The organism is Bradyrhizobium sp. BR 10261 (genome assembly GCF_019455395.1).
Classification (GTDB): domain Bacteria; phylum Pseudomonadota; class Alphaproteobacteria; order Rhizobiales; family Xanthobacteraceae; genus Bradyrhizobium; species Bradyrhizobium manausense.
Window position 1 is genome coordinate 57,479 of record NZ_JACOFQ010000003.1, and the last position, 19,919, is coordinate 77,397.

Below are 19,919 nucleotides of genomic sequence, written 5' to 3' on the forward strand. Positions count from 1 at the left end.
GCGCGGGGAATGACAGCGTCAGTCTGGGATAGATCGGGGAGGCGATCCCGCCCTACTTCACCGCGCTAAAGCGGCTGTCGAACGAGTTCGACGACACCACCGGCGCTGCGCCAGCGAGCTGGCCGCTGCTGCTCGTCGTATCACCCGCACCATTGCTCACGGACGGTTTCAACGCGGGCCGGGTTGCCGCGACCTTGGTCTCGGCGGGCTTGGTCGGCTCGACAGGCTTGGCGGCAACGGCCGGAGCGTCTTTCGACTTGTCGTGGCCGGGTATCAGCTTGGTCACCGCGGCCTTCAGCTTGGAGGTCGTGCTTGGCGCTGCGGGGGCCGGGGTCACCGATGCGGTGGCTTGCGGCGGCGGCGTGGTCGCCGTGGTGTCGGCGGTGCTGAAGCCCATCTTGCGGCCGAGATTGGAGAAGAAGCCGCCGGATTTCTCGGGCGCGGCGGCGGAGGCGACGCGGGTGTTGGTCGCGGGCGCACTGACGGCGACAACAGGCTCTTGCTGCGGGGCAGAGGCGACCGGCTCGAGATTCGGCTTCGGCGGGTTGACGGTGCCGGGGATGGTGCCCGGCGCCTTCGCCATCGCCAGCATCTGCAGCGTGTTGCCTTCGGCGCCTTCGGACAGGCCGGTCGAGCCTTCCGGAATCTTGGCAGCGAAGATCTTGTTCATGCCGCCGTCGATGCCGGTGTTCAAGCGCGCCACCGGCGTGCCCTTGGCGACGAGCTTGTTGTACTCGGCCTCGTCGCGCTCCTGCTTCTCGCGCACGGCGCTGGCGATGTCCTCGGGGATCACATAGGCCGGGCACTTGGCGGAGGCGTCGAACACGGGTTCGCGCTTGGCATCGGGCGCCTTGGCCGCGTCGAACACGTATTTCTTCTCGCAGAAGTCGACCTTCGGCTCCTGCCGCGTCACCTCGAAATGATCATAGCCTTCCTTGATCATCTTCCAGAAGGCCATGTTCGGATTGTTGCGGTGCTTGGCCATGTTCACCGGCGTCATCCGGAACGGATAGGCCTGGAACTGGAACGCCTTCTGGCCGCCGAAGAAGGATTCGCGCCCGAGCGAATAGATCTCCGCGATCTGCTCGTCCGTCATGGCGTAGCAGCCGCGCGAAGAACAATCGCCGTGCACCATCAGCTGCGAGCCGGTGCGGCCCAAAGCCTTGTCGAACGCGTTGGGGAAGCCGGTGTTGAACGAGAGGTAATAGGCCGACTGCGGATTCATCTGGCTCGGATTGATCGAGTAGAATCCTTCCGGCGCCTGACGGTCGCCTTCGCGCACCTTCGGGCCGAGGTCGCCCGACCAGCGGCAGATCGGATAGGTCTTGAGCAGCGCGAACTGGCCTGACCGGGTCTGCTTCCAGATCTCGAGCTCGGCCTCCTGCTTGAACAGGCGGATCAGGATCGGCGAATTCAGATCCATGTCCTTCTCGGCCATCGCGGCGACGAGCTTGGGCGGGACCGGCTGATTGGCCTTGGCGTTGGTCGCCAGCGACATCTGATCGGTATCGCAGCCGGCGAGCACAATGCTGGCGGCAAGCGCAACCGAAGCCAAGAGCGCGCGAGCAAGCGAACGAGAATTCAAGATGGACCCCACAACGTGCCGGGCGGAAGCGCGAACCCCTGATCTTGGAGCAAGGCCTGACCCGGAAGATCCGGACGTATTCAGGCCCAGCCCCAGCGCTTATGCCCTGAAGCCATTGATTAAAATTCTAACCTCCGCCCCTTCAGGTCGCAACCCGACCGGAAATCACGAGCCCGTTGGCGCGGCGGCGTGGTCAACAGAGACTTAAACTGGGCCGGAACTTGGACTTTGCAGCGAACCGGTACTGAGATCGCCGATTTGGGCAAAAAAAGGGTTAATGCGGGGTAACCGGGGGCTTCAGGGGGGTGCCGTAGGGTGGACAAAGGCGCAAAGGGCCGTGCCCACGACTTGGTTCTTGCGGCCTGGAATGGTGGGCACGCTTCGCTTTGCCCACCCTACGGCACCGGAATCGGGGCGAATCAGCCCAGTTTCCGGCCGATATCGAGGAATTTCTGCCGGCGTTGCTTGCGGATGGCCTCGCCGTCCATGCCGCGGAGCTCGTCGAAGGCCTTGGCGATGGCGTCCCCGGTGGTGGCGATCATGGCGGCGGGATCGCGATGGGCGCCGCCGACCGGCTCCTTCAGGATGGCGTCGATCACCCCGAAGCGCAGCATGTCCTGGGCGGTGATCTTCATGTTGTTGGCGGCTTCCTGCGCCTTGGAGCCGTCGCGCCAGAGGATCGAGGAGGCGGCCTCCGGCGAGATCACACTGTAGATCGCGTGCTCCAGCATCAAGACCTTGTTGGCGGTGGTGATGGCGATGGCGCCGCCCGACATGCCCTCGCCGGTGATGATGGCAACGTTTGGCACGGTTAGCGCCAGGCAGGCATCGGTCGAGCGCGCGATCGCCTCGGCCTGTCCCCGCTCCTCGGCGCCGATGCCGGGATAGGCGCCGGCGGAATCGGCCAGCGACAGCACCGGCAGGCCGAACCGCTCGGCCATCTCCATCAGCCGCACGCATTTGCGATAACCTTCCGGCCGCGCCATGCCAAAGTTGTGCTTGATGCGGCTCTCGGTGGAATCGCCCTTTTCCTGGCCCATCACGCAGATTGCTTCGCCGCGGAAGCGGCCGAACCCTGCGACCAGCGCCTCGTCCTCACCGAACTTGCGGTCGCCGGCGAGCGGGGTGAATTCGGTGATCAGGCCCTTGATGAAATCGTTGAAATGCGGCCGCTGCGGATGCCGCGCCACCAGTGTCTTCTGCCACGGCGTCAGGTTTTGATAGAGGTCGGCCAGCGCCTGCGCGGCCTTGTCCTCGATCCGGCCGATCTCCTCGGCGATGTCGGTGCCGGAGGCGGCCAGCGTCCTGAGCTCGTCGACCTTGGAGTCGAGCTCGGCAACGGGCTTTTCGAAGTCGAGATAGCTGCGCATCTGGTCTGGCATCGTTTCAATATAGGGGGACGGGACGACGAGGCGAAGCGAGGTTGGCTTCAGATAAAGAAGTGTAGCTTCTTCAAGGGCTTGACCTGTGCGCATCATGGAGGCGCGCCAGATCAGTGACAAGGCCACGGCTCTTTCTGCGGAGATGTGGCCGAAGTCAAGGCGGTTTCGGCCGCCGCGGAGCGGCGGCGGCTACTTCTCCGCCAGCGGGTGCAGGTCGCGCACCAGGCTCTTCAGCCGCTCCTCGACCACATGGGTATAGATCTGCGTCGTCGAAATGTCGGTGTGGCCGAGCAGGGTCTGCACGATGCGCAAATCCGCGCCGTTATGCAGCAGGTGGCTGGCAAAGGCATGCCGCAGCACGTGCGGAGAGACCAGCCGCGCCTGCAGTCCCGAGGCGACCGCGAGCTCCTTGAGGTCGCGGGCGAAATGCTGCCGCGTCAGATGCCCGCTCTCGCCGAAGGAGGGAAACAGCCATTTCGAGGCGGCGAGGCTGCCCTTCTTCTCCCCTTTCGCAGCTTCCGTTGCGGCGAGGTAATCCGCCATCGCCTGCCGCGAGGCCTCGTTCAGCGGTACCAGCCGTTCTTTGTTGCCCTTGCCGCGCACCACGATCATGCGGGCGTCGCGCTTGGCGGCCGAGCGCGGCAGCGACACCAATTCGGAGACGCGCAGGCCCGTGGCGTAGAGCACCTCGAGCAGGCAATAGAGCCGCAAAGCCCGCAGCCGCTGCGAGGGCGAGGCGTCCGCCGCCTCGCTCATCTCCTTGGCGCGGCGGAGCATGCGGTCGACGTCCGAGATCGACAGCACCTTGGGCAGGCCGCGGCCACGCTTGGGGCCGGACAGGATCGCTGCGGGATCTTCGGTCCGGATGCGCTCGTTCAGCAGAAAGCGGAACAGATGCCGCATCGCCGACAGCCGCCGCGCCACGCTGGAGGATTTGAAGCCGCGCGCATCGAGGTCGCCAAGATAGTCGCGCAGCGTTTGCGTCTCGGCGTCCACAAAGCTGTGGCCGACACGGGTCAGAAACTCGGAGAAATCGGTGAGGTCGCGTCTGTAAGCATCGAGCGTGTTCGGCCCGGCGCCCTGTTCCGCCGCCAGCATGTCGAGGAACAGGCCGGTGAGCCTGGCGTCGGAGGACTTGGCATCGGAGGGCTTGACGTCTGAGGGCTTGACGTCTGAGGGCTTGGCGGAGGATTTGCGCATGCCCTTCAGGCTAGCTCCTATTTCTTGAGAAATTTATCCGGCGGGATCGTCACCGTCATTTCCCGCGGCTTCGGATTGACGAAGTTGGCCAGCGCGAACACCGCGCCATAGACGATGCCGGCGATCACGGCGACGACCGTCAGGAAGCGGAACAGGCTGGGCATCGGGCATGGTCTCGACGAGGGTCTTGATACGGGTCTTGAACAGGCAAATTAACCAATGAAATCATCCAACATGTTCGCCGTTTCGTGGCAAGAGTCCTCTGGCGACGGCCCCAAGGGGGTCGTATAGGTGGCCCGGATGCCGCCTTTAGCGGCAGTGTGAGATCCAATCGAGCGAGATAATGTCCGACGCCGTATTGCCAGCACAAGCGAGCCTTGAGGCCGACATCCTGTCGGCGCTCGGCGCGCGCTCCATCGTGCTGGTCGGCATGATGGGCGTCGGCAAGTCCACCATCGGCCGCCGCATGGCTCTCAGGCTCAAGCTGCCCTTTGTCGACGCCGACACCGAGATCGAGGCGGCGGCCGGCATGACCATACCGGAGATTTTCGAGCGCCACGGTGAGCCGTATTTCCGCGACGGCGAGGCCCGTGTGATCGCGCGCCTGCTCGAGGGCGGGCCCGTGGTGCTGGCGACCGGCGGCGGCGCCTTCATGCGCGAGGAGACGCGCAGCCGCATCGCGGCGAAAGCGATCTCGGTCTGGCTCAGGGCAGACCACGACGTCATCATGCGGCGGGTGCGCCGCCGCGCGGACCGTCCCTTGCTGCAGACCGCCGATCCCGAGGGAACCGTGACGCGGCTGCTCACCGAGCGCGAGCCGGTTTATGGCAAGGCCAACATCACCATTGCCTCGCGCGACGTGCCGCACGACAGAATCGTCGACGAATGCATCGAGACGCTGCACGCCTATCTCTGTGGTCCACCACCAGCCCAATCTCCTGCCGATGTCGCGAGTGCCGTTCGATGACTGCGCCCCTCAAACGTTCCGACCCTGTTCATGTCGACGTCGCGCTCGGGGATCGCGCCTATGACATCGTCATCGGCCGCGGCATGCTGTCCTCGCTCGGCGAGCGCGTTGCCGCGTTGCGCCCGGGCGTGCGCACCGCCATCGTCACCGATCGCACCGTCGCAAAATACTGGCTCGAGCCGGCGGAAGCCTCGCTCGCAGCCAGCGGCATTCCGACCGCGCGCGTCGTCGTCGAGGAAGGCGAGATCTCCAAGACCTATGCGGGCCTGGAGAAGGTCAGCGAAGCCCTGATCGCCGCCAAGATCGAGCGCAACGACCTCGTCATTGCGCTCGGCGGCGGCGTGGTCGGCGATCTCGCCGGTTTTGCCGCTGCGATCCTGCGCCGCGGGGTCGATTTCGTGCAGGTGCCGACCTCGCTGCTGGCGCAGGTCGATTCCTCCGTCGGTGGCAAGACCGGGATCAACTCGCCGCAGGGCAAGAATCTGCTCGGCGCCTTCCACCAGCCGGTGCTTGTCATTGCCGACACCGCGGTGCTCGACACGCTGTCGCCGCGGCAGTTCCGCGCCGGCTATGCCGAGGTCGCCAAATACGGCGTGCTTGGCGACGAGGCCTTCTTCACCTGGCTGGAGAAGAACCATGCCGACATCTTCAAGGGCGGCTCGGCCCGCGAGCATGCGATCGCGACCTCCTGCCGCGCCAAGGCGGGCGTGGTCTCGCGCGACGAGCGCGAGACCGGCGAGCGCGCGCTGCTCAATCTCGGCCACACTTTTGGCCACGCGCTGGAAGCCGCGACCGGTTTTTCGGATCGCCTGTTCCACGGCGAGGGCGTTGCCATCGGCATGACGCTGGCGGCGCAGTTCTCCGCAAAGCTCGGCATGATCGCGGAGGCAGATGCCACGCGGGTCGAGCGTCACCTGATCGCGGCAGGCCTTCCGACCCGCTTGCAGGACATTGCCGGCTTCGCGCAAGAAGGTCTTGCGGATGCCGACGCGCTGATGGCGCTGATGGCCCAGGACAAGAAGGTCAAGCGCGGCAAGCTCACCTTCATCCTGCTGGAGGCCGTCGGCCGCGCCGTCATCGCGAAGGATGTCGAGCCGACGCCGGTGCGCGACTTCCTAAAGGACAAGCTCGCCGTCAAGGCGTAACACGCGACCGAAGAGCGCTTTCGAGCGAAGTGGTGACCCGTTCGCGTCAAGAAAACGCATTAGAAGGATGTTGAGTGCTGCATGGATTGGCTCGGCTTCACCATCGTCATCATCTGCCTGCTGGTCTCGGGCTTCTTTGCCGCGAGCGAGACCGCGCTCACCGGTGCCTCGCGCGCCAGCATGCTCAGACTCTCCAAACAAGGTAATCGCGACGCCGACGTGGTCTCGCAGCTGCTCGACATGCGCGAGCGCCTGATCGGCGCACTGCTGCTCGGCAACAACATCGCCAATATCACCGCCTCCGCGCTGGCGACTTCCATCTTCACCGCCTGGTTCGGCGATGTCGGCGTGCTCTATGCCACCGGCGTGATGACGGCGCTGGTCGTGATCTTCGCCGAGGTGCTGCCCAAGACCATCGCCATCAACGCGCCGGATCGCATGGCGCTCGCGGTGGCGCGCCCGATGCGGCTGACCATGTATGTGCTGGGGCCGCTGCTGCGGGTGGTGGAGGTCATCGTCCGCGTCTTGATGCGTCTGTTCGGCCTCGCCGGCGAGCACCAGGCGATCCTGTCGCCGACCGAGCGCCTGCGCGGCGCGGTCGACCTGTTGCACCACGAGGGCAAGGTCGAGAAGCAGGACCGCGACATGCTCGGCGGCCTGCTGGACTTACGCGAGCTCCAGGTCTCCGACGTCATGATCCATCGCACCGAGATGATGATGATCAACGCCGACATGCCGCCGGACGATCTGGTGCGCGAGGTGCTGGCGACCGAATACACCCGCATCCCGCTCTGGCGCGAGAAGCCGGAAAACATCATCGGCGTGCTCCACGCCAAGGATCTCCTGCGCGCGATCCGCGCCTCCGACGGTGATACCTCGCGCATCGACGTCTCCACCATTGCGCTGCCGCCCTGGTTCGTGCCGGAGATGCGGCCGCTCGCCGAGCAGCTCAAGGCGTTCCGCCGGCGCAAAACCCATTTCGCCCTCGTGGTCGACGAGTACGGCGAAGTTGAAGGTCTGGTGACGCTGGAAGACATTCTGGAAGAGATCGTCGGCGACATCTCCGACGAGCACGACGTCGTGGTCGCGGGCGTGCGCGCCCAGCCTGACGGCTCCGTCGTGGTCGACGGCTCGGTACCGATCCGTGACCTCAACCGCGCCATGGACTGGCGCCTGCCCGATGAAGAGGCAACTACCGTCGCTGGCCTCGTCATTCACGAAGCACGCTCGATCCCCGACCGCGGCCAGAGCTTTACCTTCCACGGTTTCCGTTTCCGCGTTCTGCGCCGCGAACGCAACCGCATCACCGCGCTCCGTATTTCACCGGTCCCGCGCGAGGCCGAGATGGAAGAGGTGAAGCCGAGACGGGCGGGGACGTCGTTCTAGCCATACACGCGCCGTCATCGCCCGCGAAGGCGGGCGATCCAGAACGCCGCGGCGGGCATTGCATGCAACAACAGCGGCCGCGGGGTACTGGATGCCCCGCCTTCGCGGGGCATGGACAGCTAGCCGCCTTCCCCCGGCGCCTGCGCATGGATCGCCAGCGCATGCACGCTGCCGGAAAGTTCCGCGGCCAGTGCCGCATTTATCATGCGGTGACGGTCGACCCGGCTCTTCCCTTTGAAGGCTTCAGACACGATATAGACGCGAAAGTGCGTCTCGCCGCTCGGCCGATGGCCGGCATGGCCCTCATGCAAATGTGACTCGTCGACGACTTGCAGGCTTTCCGGCGTGAAAGCTTCCTGCAACTTGTTGCTGATAGTATCTTTCATAACCATGACTGCCATTAAAGTCCGCGATCGCGCTCCGTCAACACCATAGGCCGCCCTCTGGCGGCCGTCCTAAAAGGCGCCGAAGTGAAACTTCGGCTACGGGTTTCGTTCTAATTGCAATGTCAAGACTTGAAGGTTTTTGCATTGCGTAGTCAAAGTCAGCCATGCCGATCGATTCATCAAAGTTCTTCGACTCCATCCGTGTGAAGCCGCGGGGCAAGCAGGCCGAAGTGAAGCCGCGCGACACTGCGGTCGGTTGCGAATGGGCCGGGTGTCAGAACAAGGGCGCGCACCGCGCGCCGAAGGGCCGCGAGAACCAGCGTGAGTACTGGCACTTCTGCCTGGACCACGTGCGCGAGTACAACCAGAACTACAATTTCTTCTCCGGCATGAATGCCGACGCCGTCGCGCGCTATCAGAAGGACGCGCTGACCGGCCATCGCCCGACCTGGAAGATGGGCGCCAATGGCGGCAAGAAGGGTGCGGAAGCCGAGATCGACATGGCGTCCGATCCGTTCAGCATGTTCAGTGAGATCAACGGCCGCGCCAGCTGGCGCAAGGGTCCGGAGGCCGAGCCCAAGGCCGAAACGCGCAAGGTCATGAACGCCGAGCGCAAGGCGCTCCAGGTCATGGGCCTCGGCCCGAATTCGACGCTCGCCGACGTCAAGAGCAAGTACAAGGCGCTGGTCAAGCAGCACCACCCCGACGCCAACGGCGGCGACCGCTCCACCGAGGATCGCCTGATCGAGATCATCAAGGCGTATAATTATCTGAAGACCGTGGTGCGGGAGGCGTAAGGGTTTCCCGGTGTCGTCCCGGCTTTCGCCGCGGCGACAGTATCGTAGGGTGGGCAAAGCGTAGCGTGCCCACGCATTTTTTGTGATCGAGAGAGATGGTGGGCACGGCGCAAACGCGCCTTTGCCCACCCTACGATTGCTTGCTCGCGGAGACATCCGCAATACCTCACCCCTTCGGCATCGCCCCCACATAGGACGAGCTCGGCCGGATCAACCGCCCGGTCCGCTGCTGCTCGCGTGCATGCGCGGTCCACCCCGCTGCGCGCGCCACCGCGAAGATCGGGGTGAATGCCTGCCTTGGAATCGCCAGCGCATCGAGCAGGATCGCGGTGAAGAATTCGACATTGGTCTCCAGCGGCCGGTCCGGATTCTTCTTGCGCAAGGCTGCGCGGATATAGGCTTCGACCTCGCCGGCAAACGGCAGGTCGGTGCCGTTGGAGGCCAGCGCCTCGACCGCGGTCTTGAGCACATCCGCACGCGGATCGCGCACGCGATAGACGCGGTGGCCAAAGCCCATCATGCGCTCGCCGCGCGCCAGCGCCGCATCGACCCAGGGCTGGATCCGCTCGCGCGTGCCGATCGCATCCAGCATTTCCAGCACCGGCTCCGGCGCGCCGCCATGCAGCGGACCGGTCAGCGCGCAATAGCCGGCGGTGACGGCGGCGAACAGATCGGCCTGTGTCGAGGCCACGACGCGCGCGGTGAAGGTCGAAGCGTTCATGCCGTGGTCGCTGGCGGTGACGAGATAGGCATCGAGCGCCGTGACCTCGCGCGCTGCGGGCGCGCGCCCGTGCAGCATGCGCAGCGTATCGGCGGCGTGGCTCACGGTCGGATCGGGCGCGACCGGGTCGAGCCCCTTCGCGCGGCGGACCAGCGCGCCGGCGATCACCGGAAACGCGCCGACGATGGTCGCTTCATGCTCGAGCCCGTGCTCGGCGCGGAGACCCGCAACCGCTGCACGAAATCCGTCGATGATGCCCATGCCGCGCGTTGCCGGCAGCAACTCGTCCAGCCGCGCAAAGGCCCGCTCGCGTGCCGCGCCGAGGCTCGCCCGCACATTGGCTTCGGTGAGGGTGGTCTTGCTGGCGCCGTTCCAGAGCCGGGCGGTGACGCCCTCGAAGCTGGAGATCGCGGCGAGGCGGCCGACATGCTCGCCCGCGATGATCAGCTCGCCGCGTTCGCCATCGACATGGCTCAGCACGGTTTCGGCCGCGGGAACGCCGTCCAGCCCGATCTGGCTTTTGGTGAGGTGGATGTTCATGGCCCAAATCTCCCTTTTTGCTCTGCACCAGGAGAAGATCAGGCCTCTCGACACATTGATCAATCTTGATTACATCAATCAATATGAAAAATTCCGACGGCCTTTACCTCTCTGCCCGGGAAGCTGCTGCCGAGCTCGCGATCTCGCCGGCGACCCTTTACGCCTATGTCAGCCGCGGCCTGATCCGCTCCGAGCCGACGGCGGACTCGCGCAAGAACCGCTATCGCGCCGAGGATGTCCGCGCCTTGAAGGAACGCCGGGTGCCGTCGCCGGAGCCGCGCGGCCTGCGCAGCTTCGATGCCGACCTCCCCGTCATGGACACGGAGATCTCGACCATCACCGAGGAGGGCGCGATCTATCGCGGCGTAAACTGCATCGATCTCGCCGAGAGCGACACGCTGGAGCACACGGCGACGCTGCTCTGGGACGTCTCCGACGTCGATCCGTTCGCGCCTGACAACCAGCCGAAGATCTCCGAGGAGATGCGCACGATCGCGCAAGCCGCGCGGCGCGCAGCGCCGATCGATCGCGCCATCGCGGTGCTTGCATTGGCGGCCAGCGCCGATTCCCGCGCCTTCACCCGCGCGCCGGATGGCCGTGCGCTGGTCGGCGCGCGCATCGTCCGGCTCCTTGTTGCCACCATGCTGAATGCCGAGCCGTCATCCGAGCCGCTGCATCAGCAGATCGCGCGAACCTGGGCTCCCGATAACAAGCACGCGCCTGATCTGATCCGCCGCGCGCTGGTGCTGCTCGCCGACCACGAATTGAATGCTTCGACCTTCACCGCGCGCTGCGCGGCTTCGACCGGGCTCAATCTCTATGATGCCGTGATCGCCGGCCTCGCTGCGCTGAAAGGCCCAAAGCATGGCGGCGCCGGCGTGCTCGCCTCGCAACTGGTCAAGGCGCTGGTCGACCGTGATGCCGAACCGATGGTGCGCGAGCGCGTCGCGCTGGGCGAGCGCTTTCCGGGCTTTGGCCATGGCGTCTACAAGCGCGGCGATCCCCGCGCCCAATCGCTGCTGAACGCGCTGGCCCGCACTGGGGCGCCGCGCAAATTCACCAAAGAGGTGCCGGAGCGGATCGCGGAGGCGACCGGCGAGTTCGTCAACATCGACTACGTGCTCGCCGTGCTCGTCCACGCGCTGCGGCTGCCTGCCGGCAGCGAGCTCGCTTTGTTTGCCATGGCCCGCAGCGTCGGCTGGATCGCCCATGCCAGCGAGCAATTGCAGTTCGGGAAGTTGATCCGGCCAAGGGCAAGGTATGTGGGACCGGCGCCGGGGAGGCGGGTGGGGGCTGCTGGTTAGAGAAGCCGGTGGCGCGCAATTCTTCCGCTGTCGTCCCTGCGTTCGCAGGGACGACACCTGTGGTGGCAGCTTCCTACGCCCGCGGCTTCGCCTCCACGACCGCGCCGCCATTGCGCCGGCGATAGATCCACACCGTCACGCCCACCACGATGGCAACGGCAACCACCGTCAAAATCCACATGTGCTTGAACGGATGGCCCTCGTGCGGCACGCCGAAATATTGGTGGAAGGCCGACACCGCCAGCACGCCCGGCAGCACATGGGCAGGCGCCCAGACCAGGATTGCCGGGATGTTGACCGCGTAGAACCGCGGCGGCTCCATCCCCAAGGCACCCGCCGTGATGGGCACGAAGGCGCGGATCGGCGGCACGAAGCGTGCGAAGAACACGGCCCAGGTGCCGAAGCGGTGGAAGAAGGTCTCGCTCTCCTCGACCAGGCGCGGGTAATTGGTCAGCGGCCAGGTGTTGAGGATCTTGCGCTGCTGCCGGTGACCGAGCCAATAGGCCGAGCCGTCGCCGAGCACGGCCCCAAGCGCGGCTGCCAATAGCACCCATTGCAGTTTGAGTTCGCCGCCCGGAACCAGCGCGCTCAGCGCCAGGATGATGGTCGAGCCGGGAATGACCGAGCCCACCACCGGCACCGCTTCGAGCAACGCCGCCAGGAACAGGGTCAGGTAGGCCAGCCACGCATGGACTGAGACGAAGGAGATGAGGGGGTCAAGAAAGGACGTCACGAGGTCTCTGTAGCGGACTGGAGCAATCGGGTTCAGATCCTTACATAAGTAAGCAGCGGCGATGGAAGTGCCATTCGCGCTGCCATTCCCTTGTGCAGGCGCCTGTCTGACGCGAAATTTGGGCGAGATTTGCAGGGCAGCCTTCCAAAAATCGCGTTCCTTGCCTATCTAAATGAAAAGACAACGGAACTTTGATTGCGGGGCGGGCTTCTGCCGGCACGTTGTCTCTGATAGATTCGAAAGCGCACCCAGCCGCAGCCAACGTGCAAATAACTGGTCTCGGGATCGCCCGGGGCCTCGGAGGATTGATGACGACCGCCGCCCTGTCCAAAGTTGAGGAAGTTTCCGGTTTACCCGACATGAAGGTGTCGGTGCGCCAGGTGTTCGGGATCGACAGCGATCTCGAAGTGCCGGCCTATTCCGAAGTCGATCCTCACGTCCCTGAAGTCGATTCCGACTACCGTTTCGACCGCGCCACCACGCTTGCCATTCTCGCCGGCTTCGCCCGCAACCGCCGCGTGATGGTCACAGGCTATCACGGCACCGGTAAATCCACCCATATCGAGCAGGTCGCTGCCCGGCTCAACTGGCCATGCGTGCGCGTCAACCTCGACAGCCACATCAGCCGTATCGACCTCGTCGGCAAGGACTCGATCGTGGTCCGCGACGGCAAACAGGTCACTGAGTTTCGTGACGGCATCCTCCCCTGGGCGCTGCAGAACAACGTCGCGCTGGTGTTCGACGAATACGACGCCGGCCGTCCCGACGTGATGTTCGTGATCCAGCGCGTGCTGGAAGTCTCCGGCCGTCTGACGCTCTTGGACCAGAACAAGGTGATCAAGCCGCATCCGGCGTTCCGCCTGTTCGCGACCGCCAACACGGTCGGTCTCGGCGACACTTCGGGCCTCTATCACGGCACCCAGCAGATCAACCAGGGCCAGATGGACCGCTGGTCGATCGTCACCACGCTCAACTATCTCAGCCACGACGAGGAAGTGGAGATCGTGCTGGCCAAGGCCAAGCACTATCGCACCCAGGAAGGCCGCGACATCGTCAACAAGATGGTGCGCCTTGCCGATCTCACCCGCAACGCCTTCGCCAACGGCGACCTGTCGACGGTGATGAGCCCGCGCACGGTGATCACCTGGGCGGAGAATTCCGACATCTTCGGCGATATCGGCTTCGCCTTCCGCGTCACCTTCCTCAACAAGTGCGACGAGCTCGAGCGTCCCCTGGTCGCCGAGTTCTACCAGCGCTGCTTCAACGCGGAGCTGCCGGAATCGGCGGTGAACGTGGCGCTATCCTGATCTCTCCCGGTATGTCGTCCCGGCGAAGGCCGGGACCCATACCGCGTGATGTCTCGATTGAAGCGACACTGATAGTTTCCCTGACCCAACGAACGCCGGTGGTTATGGGTCCCGGCCCCCGTGCGCAATTGCGCACCAGGCCGGGACGACGGTGAGATCGAGATGAGCACGCCTTCCAACTCCAAATTCCGCAACAGCAAGGAAGCCCCGACCGAGCCGTTCAAGCGCTCGGTGGCGTCCTGCCTGAAGGCGATCGCGAAGTCGCCCGAGCTCGACGTCTCCTTCGCGGCCGAGCGCCCGGGCCTCGCGCCGGGCAAAGCCCGCTTGCCTGAGCCGGCGCGCAAGATGACAAAACGCGATGCCGCGATCGTGCGCGGCCACGCGGACTCGATCGCGCTGAAGATCGCCTGTCACGATCCCAAGGTTCATCGCAAGCTGATGCCCGGCAATCCGCAGGCGCGCGGCGTGTTCGAGGCGGTCGAGCAGGCGAGAGTCGAGGCGATCGGTGCGCGCCGCATGGCGGGCGTTGCCAAGAATCTCACCGCGATGCTCGACGACCACTTCCATCGCGGCAAGTTCGACGAGATCACCGACCGCGCCGATGCGCCACTGGCCGATGCGCTGGCGATGCTGGTGCGCGAGCGCCTCACGGGTCTGGCGCCGCCCACGGCCGCCAGGAAGATGGTCGATCTCTGGCGTCCCATTCTCGAAGACAAGATCGGCAAGCGGCTCGACCGGCTCGATGGCGTGGTCGAGGACCAGACCAAGTTCGGCGATGCCGTGCATGACCTCCTCACCGCGCTCGACCTCGGTGACGAGCGCAGCGCCGACAGCGAGGACGACGAGGACAACGACGAGAACCAGGACGGCGACAACGATCAGTCCGGCGCGGAAGGCTCGCCCGATTCCGATGCTGCGCAGGAGATGAGCGCCGACCAGGCGCAGGCCTCATCAGAGGAGATGAGCGAGAGCGCGATGGAAAGCGCGCAGGCCTCGACCTCCGATACCTTCGACGACGGCGAGCTCGGCGACGACGAGACGCCGGGCGAGGCGACGCGCCCGAACCAGCACGGCAAGAACGAGCCGCGCGGGCCGGAATATCACGCCTTCGCGCCGAAATTCGACGAGGTCATCGCCGCCGAGGATCTCTGCGACCATGACGAGCTGGAGCGCCTGCGCGCCTATCTCGACAAGCAGCTCGCGCATCTGCAGGGCATCGTTGCGCGCCTCGCCAACCGCCTGCAGCGCCGGTTGATGGCGCAGCAGAACCGCGCCTGGGAGTTCGATCTCGAAGAGGGCATTTTGGACCCCGCCCGCCTGTCGCGCGTCGTCACCGATCCCTATCACCCGCTATCCTTCATGCACGAGAAGGAGGCCACGTTCCGCGATACGGTCGTTACGCTGCTGCTCGACAATTCCGGCTCGATGCGCGGACGCCCGATCACGGTCGCCGCCACCTGCGCCGATATTCTGGCGCGCACGCTGGAGCGTTGCGGCGTCAAGGTCGAGATCCTAGGCTTCACCACGCGCGCCTGGAAGGGCGGGCAATCGCGCGAGGCGTGGCTGGCCTCCGGCAAGCCGGCCAATCCCGGCCGCCTCAACGATCTGCGCCACATCATCTACAAATCCGCCGACGCCCCCTGGCGCCGTGCGCGGAAGAATCTCGGCCTGATGATGCGCGAGGGGCTGCTGAAGGAGAACATCGACGGCGAGGCGCTGGACTGGGCGCACAAGCGCCTGCTCGGCCGGGCCGAGCAGCGCAAGATCCTGATGATGATCTCGGACGGCGCGCCGGTCGACGATTCCACGCTGTCGGTCAACCCCGGCAACTATCTCGAGCGGCATCTGCGCCACATCATCGAGGAGATCGAGACCCGCTCGCCGGTCGAGCTGATCGCGATCGGCATCGGCCATGACGTGACGCGCTACTATCGCCGCGCGGTGACGATCGTGGATGCCGAGGAGCTCGGCGGTGCGATCACCGAGAAGCTCGCCGAACTCTTCAGCGAGACCAACGCCGCGCCCACGCAACCGGCCGGTCGCCCGCGACGCAAACTGCATTCGTGAGCACAGATCAATCTCGCCGCAGCTTTCTTGGTCGCGCGGCGGCGGGATTTTCCACTCTCGCTTTGCCCAGGCTCGCCCAAGCGCAGGCTAGGCCGGCGCAGCTCGAGCATGCCGTCAACGAGCCCGTCGGCATCGAGGTCAATGCGCGGCCGATTCCGTTCTTCGAGCCGCGCGATCGTTCGCGCGTGCGCTTCGGTTCATTGCAATATCGCAGCGGCCTGGTGCTGACCTCGCCGCATCGCGGCTTCGGCGGCCTCTCCGGCTTCCGCTTCCTCGACGACATCGGCGAGCGCTTCCTCGCGCTGTCGGATCAAGGCACCTGGTTCACCGGCGCCATCCGCTATGACGGCGGCAGGATGGTCGGCCTCGCCGATGTCGAGGCCGCGCCGATACTGAACGCGGAGGGCCGGCCGATCACGGAGAAGCGGCTCTGGTACGACACCGAGTCGCTCGCGCGCGACGGCTCGCTGGTCTATGTCGGGCTCGAACGCGTCAACCAGATCATGCGCTTCGACTTCGCACGCGGCGGCACGCGCGCCCGCGGCGAGGTGATTCCGACGCCGCCGGCGATCCGCAAGCTCCCGGTCAACAAGGGGCTCGAGGCGCTGGTGTTCGTGCCGAAAGCCAAGAGCACGCCGCTCGCCGGCACGCTTGTAGCGTTCTCGGAGCGCGGGCTCGATGCCGACGGCAATCTGGTCGCCTTCCTGATCGGTGGCCCGTCGCCCGGTCAGTTCGCCGTGCGCCGCACCGACAAGTTCGACATCAGCGACGCCGTACTGCTGCCATCAGGCGAGCTGCTCATCCTCGAGCGCAAATTCTCCTGGTTCACCGGCATCGACATCCGCATCCGTTCGATCCCCCTGAAATCGATCGCACCGGGCGCGCTGGTCGACGGCTTTGAGCTGTTTCGCGCCGATCTCGGCCATGAGGTCGACAATATGGAGGGCATCGACGCCCACGTCACTGATGACGGCGAGACCGTGCTGACCCTGGTGTCGGACGACAATTTCTCCCTGCTCCAGCGCACGCTGCTGCTGCAATTCACGCTGGTGGAGTAGGTTGAACGTCCGCTGCCCCTGCGCCGACACACACTCATGCCCCACCGCCGCGCCGTCCTCGCTTTGCTCCTCGCCTTCGCCGCCTCGCCCGCTTTGGCGACGGCCGAGCACAAATACGCCAAGGGCGAATACGCCATCATCCAGGGCGGGCGCGCGCCGAGCGGAAAGCTCTCCATCGCCGCGCATGGCGAGGGCGATGCCGGCTCGGAGAATTTCCGCATCTATTTGATGGCGGAGCCGGGCCATCGCAAGCTGATGACGCTCGACAATGTCAGGGACGACAACATCCTGGACTCGGCGCCGGATGCCTTTCACGCCGCGTGGTCGGCGGATTCGCGCTTTGTCGCGGTGTCGTTTCGCAGCGAGCGCCACGTCGTTACGCTGAACATTTATGACATCAACGGCACCAGGGCGAAGCTGCTCGATAGTCCTGATCTATTCCGTGACGTCACCGGCCGCACCGTCGATAGTGCCAGCGATATCCAGGTGCGCTCGTCCGTCCCTGATTTCACCTGGTCGGCGCCGCGCCGTTTCCACCTCACCGAATACCGGGTCCTGGTTGCTGATGACGCCAGGCTTCTCGACAAGCTCGGGCCTCTCGCCAGGACGCTGAAGTATGACGGTGACGGCACCATGATCGAGTTCTCGGCGGTGGCGGATGGCGAGCATCTGCCCGACGGCAGGATCCGCATGGGCAAGCCGACGCCGGGGAAGTTCGTGGATTCGCCGTAGGGGGCGCGCCCCCCCGCAATGCATGGCCCCGCCATCCGCCATGCCGCCCGCGCATCTCGCAATTCGCCGCCCAGCCACTAAACTTCATGCAATCGCTTCCATCCCTTCCTGTCCGGGATCCCCTCGCATGAGCGCCCTGTTTTCCCCGATCAAGCTGCGCGGCCTGACCCTAGAGAACCGCGTCGTGGTATCGCCGATGTGCCAGTATTCGGCCGAGGACGGCGTTCCCACCGATTGGCACTTCACCCACATCAACAACCTGGCGCTGTCGGGGGCTGCGATGTTCTGCATCGAGGCGACCCATGTCGAGGCGATCGGCCGCATCACGCCGGGCTGTCTCGGCCTCTACAGCGACGCCTCCGAGGCCGCGCTGAAGCAGATCCTCAGCTCGGTGCGCAAGTATTCGCACACCGCCATCGCGATGCAGCTCGCCCACGCCGGCCGCAAAGCCTCCAGCGCGCGCCCCTGGGACGGCGGCCAGCTCATTCCGATCAGTGAAGGCGGCTGGCAGCCGGTGGCGCCGTCGGCGATCCCGCACAAGGAGGGCGAGGCCGCACCGCTCGCGCTCGATAGCGCCGGCCTGAAGCGCATTCGCGAGGCCTTTGTCGACGCAGCGAAGCGCGCGACGCGCATCGGCATCGACGCGATCGAGCTGCACGGCGCGCACGGCTATCTCATGCATGAGTTCCTGTCGCCGCTCTCGAACAGGCGCACCGACGAATATGGCGGCTCCTTGCAGAACCGCATGCGCTTCCCGCTCGAAATCTTTGAGGCCGTCCGCGCCGTGTTCCCGGAACACAAGCCCGTCGGCATGCGGGTGTCCTCGACCGATTGGGTCGAGGGCGGCTGGGATCTGGCGCAGACCATCGAATTTGCGCGGGCGTTGAAGGCGCGCGGCGTCGACTGGATCGATGCCTCCTCCGGCGGCGTCTCGCCGCTGCAGAAGATCGCGCTCGGCCCGGGCTATCAGGTGCAGTTCGCCGACGCCATCAAGCGCGAGACCGGCGTGCCTGTGATCGCGGTCGGCCTTATCACCGAAGCGAAGCACGCCGAGGAGATCGTCGCGAGTGGCAAAGCCGACATGGTCGCGCTCGGCCGCGCCATGCTGTACGACCCCCGCTGGGGCTGGCACGCCGCCGCCGAACTCGGCGGCGAAGTCGAGGCCCCACCGCAATATTGGCGCTCGCAGCCCTCCACGCAAAAGGCGCTGTTCGGCAGGACCACGTTCGGGGCGCGTTAGATATGTGAGGCGCGCTCAATGCCACTTTCCCTCACACCCCACCTCACGCATCCGTAACTCCCCTCAGCTTTCGCACCGGCCCAAACTGGCCTAACCTCCGCGCATCATCACGGAGGTCCGCCATGCGGTTTCGTGTTCGCAAGACTGCCCACGTGTTCGAGCGATTGGGCCTCGCGATGGCTGGCGCGGCGTGCGGGCTGTTCGTGGGCGCCTATGTCGGATCGGCGATATCAGCGCTGACCACGCAGGGCTTCCTGCTGCTGATGATGGTGCTCGGTGCGATCGGCTTCTATCTCGGCATCGACACGCCGCAGCTGCCGTTCGATGACGCCCACAGCCACATCGACGCCGCCGAGCTGCTCAGTTCCGCCGGCACGCTCTGCGCCACGCTCACCGCGCTCGTCTCCGTCGCCGTCATCGTGCTCCGCCTCGAGCCCCACGACGCGCTGACCTGGCTGGCGCTGCTCGGCTGGATCGGCGGCGTCGCCATGCAGATCGTCGCCGGGGCGAAGGCCAGGATGCGGAAGGTGTGAATTGTTGCGGAAGATCGTGCCACACGATCGGTGCGTTCCCTCCCTCCTTGTGGGGGAGGGCTAGGGAGAGGGGTACCGCACGACGAGCTCTCTCGATCTGAGCAAAGATCCTGCTGCCGCCAACTCACACCATTTGCTGGGCCACCCCTCTCCCCAACCCTCCCCCACAAGGGGGAGGGAGCCGAGCGGAGTACTTGGCGACATCACTGGATTGAAATCAGCACAACCGACGCCCTCAAAACACCACGCCCACCCGCGTGCCGCGTTTCCACGCGATCCGGCAGCGCTTCTTGGTGTTGACGTGCAGCAGCTCGAACCGATCGGGGATCTTCACCTGCCCGCCGAGATCGACGCAGGCCCCGCCGGGCGAATAGTCGATCAGCGTGCACGGGATCACCGGCGCGCGCGGGTCGGTGATGATCTTGGCCTGGCGCGACACCAGGCCTGATGGCTTCACACGGGCAAACCTTCGCGGAAATTGTGGCACGTGTCCTCCTGCTCCGCCGCTCATGCGGAGGTCTCGGGAACAATGATGCCGGTGATGTGATGCAATCGCGCTAAAGCGGGGGCGAGAATTTTAATGAAAAGTAGCGGCGATTGCAGAATGCGGAGGTAGTGGGGGAGGGGGAAGGGTCAGGGTGAGGGCGGTCGGCGATGTGCTCCGCCGTGGCCTCAAACTCATCTGTCGTCCCTGCGAACGCAGGGACCCATACCGCGTGATCTCTCGATTGTGCAAGGTCCCGGTCCCGATCGACGAGTCTTCGCCAAACCGCTCCCTGTGGTTATGGGTCCCTGCGTTCGCAGGGACGACACCCTTTGTGTGGCGCGAGTACCCC

Annotated in this window: 19 protein-coding genes; 11 read left to right on the top strand and 8 right to left on the bottom strand. The window is 65.4% G+C overall.

What is annotated here, in order from left to right:
* Positions 1-52: 52 nt before the first annotated feature.
* From HYH07_RS04095 to HYH07_RS04110, 4 genes are all read right to left on the bottom strand, one after another.
* Complete coding sequence (locus HYH07_RS04095) at positions 53-1,585, bottom strand: murein L,D-transpeptidase family protein (RefSeq protein WP_228749226.1); 1,533 nt, start codon at positions 1,583-1,585, stop codon at positions 53-55.
* Between the two features lie 419 nt (positions 1,586-2,004).
* Positions 2,005-2,967, bottom strand: coding sequence for an acetyl-CoA carboxylase carboxyltransferase subunit alpha (locus HYH07_RS04100; RefSeq protein WP_220001272.1), 963 nt, complete (start codon positions 2,965-2,967; stop codon positions 2,005-2,007).
* A gap of 189 nt (positions 2,968-3,156) precedes the next feature.
* Complete coding sequence (gene xerD, locus HYH07_RS04105; protein WP_220001273.1) at positions 3,157-4,167, bottom strand: site-specific tyrosine recombinase XerD; 1,011 nt, start codon at positions 4,165-4,167, stop codon at positions 3,157-3,159.
* 17 nt (positions 4,168-4,184) lie between these two features.
* Positions 4,185-4,331: a hypothetical protein gene (locus HYH07_RS04110; RefSeq protein WP_057747440.1), complete on the bottom strand. Its 147-nt coding sequence runs from the start codon at positions 4,329-4,331 to the stop codon at positions 4,185-4,187.
* A 179-nt stretch (positions 4,332-4,510) separates the two neighbouring features.
* Here HYH07_RS04110 and HYH07_RS04115 point away from each other — a divergent pair, with 179 nt between their 5' ends.
* The 3 genes from HYH07_RS04115 to HYH07_RS04125 all read left to right on the top strand — a co-directional run bounded on the left by HYH07_RS04115 (position 4,511) and on the right by HYH07_RS04125 (position 7,665).
* A complete protein-coding gene (locus tag HYH07_RS04115) occupies positions 4,511-5,134 on the top strand; it encodes a shikimate kinase (protein WP_220001274.1) in 624 nt (207 codons plus the stop codon).
* Positions 5,131-6,279, top strand: a complete 1,149-nt coding sequence (gene aroB, locus HYH07_RS04120; RefSeq protein ID WP_220001275.1) for a 3-dehydroquinate synthase — start codon at positions 5,131-5,133, stop codon at positions 6,277-6,279. The genes HYH07_RS04115 and aroB overlap by 4 nt, the downstream gene beginning before the upstream one ends.
* 81 nt (positions 6,280-6,360) lie before the next feature.
* A complete protein-coding gene (locus HYH07_RS04125) occupies positions 6,361-7,665 on the top strand; it encodes an HlyC/CorC family transporter (RefSeq protein ID WP_057747443.1) in 1,305 nt (434 codons plus the stop codon).
* 119 nt (positions 7,666-7,784) lie between these two features.
* On the opposite strand, the gene HYH07_RS04130 is transcribed toward HYH07_RS04125, so the two are convergent.
* Positions 7,785-8,057, bottom strand: coding sequence for a BolA family protein (locus tag HYH07_RS04130; RefSeq protein WP_409363880.1), 273 nt, complete (start codon positions 8,055-8,057; stop codon positions 7,785-7,787).
* Positions 8,058-8,215: 158 nt separating this feature from the next.
* Between HYH07_RS04130 and HYH07_RS04135 the strand changes: the two genes are divergently transcribed.
* On the top strand, positions 8,216-8,848 hold the full coding sequence (locus HYH07_RS04135; protein ID WP_220001277.1) for a J domain-containing protein: 633 nt from the start codon (positions 8,216-8,218) through the stop codon (positions 8,846-8,848).
* A 166-nt stretch (positions 8,849-9,014) separates the two neighbouring features.
* On the opposite strand, the gene HYH07_RS04140 is transcribed toward HYH07_RS04135, so the two are convergent.
* Positions 9,015-10,109 (bottom strand): citrate synthase/methylcitrate synthase, encoded by a 1,095-nt coding sequence (locus HYH07_RS04140; RefSeq protein ID WP_220001278.1) that lies wholly within the window; start codon positions 10,107-10,109, stop codon positions 9,015-9,017.
* Positions 10,110-10,192: 83 nt separating this feature from the next.
* Between HYH07_RS04140 and HYH07_RS04145 the strand changes: the two genes are divergently transcribed.
* A complete protein-coding gene (locus tag HYH07_RS04145; RefSeq protein WP_220001279.1) occupies positions 10,193-11,413 on the top strand; it encodes a citrate synthase family protein in 1,221 nt (406 codons plus the stop codon).
* Positions 11,414-11,486: 73 nt separating this feature from the next.
* Here the strand turns inward: HYH07_RS04145 and HYH07_RS04150 are convergent, their stop codons facing one another.
* Entirely contained in the window at positions 11,487-12,146 is a 660-nt protein-coding gene (locus HYH07_RS04150; protein ID WP_220001280.1) for a DedA family protein, read from the bottom strand.
* 308 nt (positions 12,147-12,454) lie between these two features.
* Here HYH07_RS04150 and cobS point away from each other — a divergent pair, with 308 nt between their 5' ends.
* The 6 genes from cobS to HYH07_RS04180 all read left to right on the top strand — a co-directional run bounded on the left by cobS (position 12,455) and on the right by HYH07_RS04180 (position 19,083).
* Positions 12,455-13,453 carry a cobaltochelatase subunit CobS gene (gene cobS / locus HYH07_RS04155; RefSeq protein WP_025032652.1) on the top strand — a complete coding sequence of 333 codons (999 nt, stop codon included), beginning with the start codon at positions 12,455-12,457 and terminating at the stop codon, positions 13,451-13,453.
* Positions 13,454-13,615: 162 nt separating this feature from the next.
* Positions 13,616-15,520 carry a cobaltochelatase subunit CobT gene (cobT, locus tag HYH07_RS04160; RefSeq protein ID WP_220001281.1) on the top strand — a complete coding sequence of 635 codons (1,905 nt, stop codon included), beginning with the start codon at positions 13,616-13,618 and terminating at the stop codon, positions 15,518-15,520.
* Positions 15,517-16,578: an esterase-like activity of phytase family protein gene (locus HYH07_RS04165; RefSeq protein ID WP_220001282.1), complete on the top strand. Its 1,062-nt coding sequence runs from the start codon at positions 15,517-15,519 to the stop codon at positions 16,576-16,578. Before cobT ends, HYH07_RS04165 begins: the two co-directional genes overlap by 4 nt.
* Before the next feature lie 36 nt (positions 16,579-16,614).
* Positions 16,615-17,310 carry a hypothetical protein gene (locus tag HYH07_RS04170; protein WP_220001283.1) on the top strand — a complete coding sequence of 232 codons (696 nt, stop codon included), beginning with the start codon at positions 16,615-16,617 and terminating at the stop codon, positions 17,308-17,310.
* Positions 17,311-17,437: 127 nt separating this feature from the next.
* A complete protein-coding gene (locus tag HYH07_RS04175) occupies positions 17,438-18,550 on the top strand; it encodes an NADH:flavin oxidoreductase/NADH oxidase (RefSeq protein ID WP_220001284.1) in 1,113 nt (370 codons plus the stop codon).
* 122 nt (positions 18,551-18,672) lie between these two features.
* Entirely contained in the window at positions 18,673-19,083 is a 411-nt protein-coding gene (locus HYH07_RS04180) for a hypothetical protein (protein ID WP_220001285.1), read from the top strand.
* A 235-nt stretch (positions 19,084-19,318) separates the two neighbouring features.
* On the opposite strand, the gene HYH07_RS04185 is transcribed toward HYH07_RS04180, so the two are convergent.
* Positions 19,319-19,570 carry a PilZ domain-containing protein gene (locus tag HYH07_RS04185; protein ID WP_083514210.1) on the bottom strand — a complete coding sequence of 84 codons (252 nt, stop codon included), beginning with the start codon at positions 19,568-19,570 and terminating at the stop codon, positions 19,319-19,321.
* Positions 19,571-19,919: the final 349 nt, after the last annotated feature.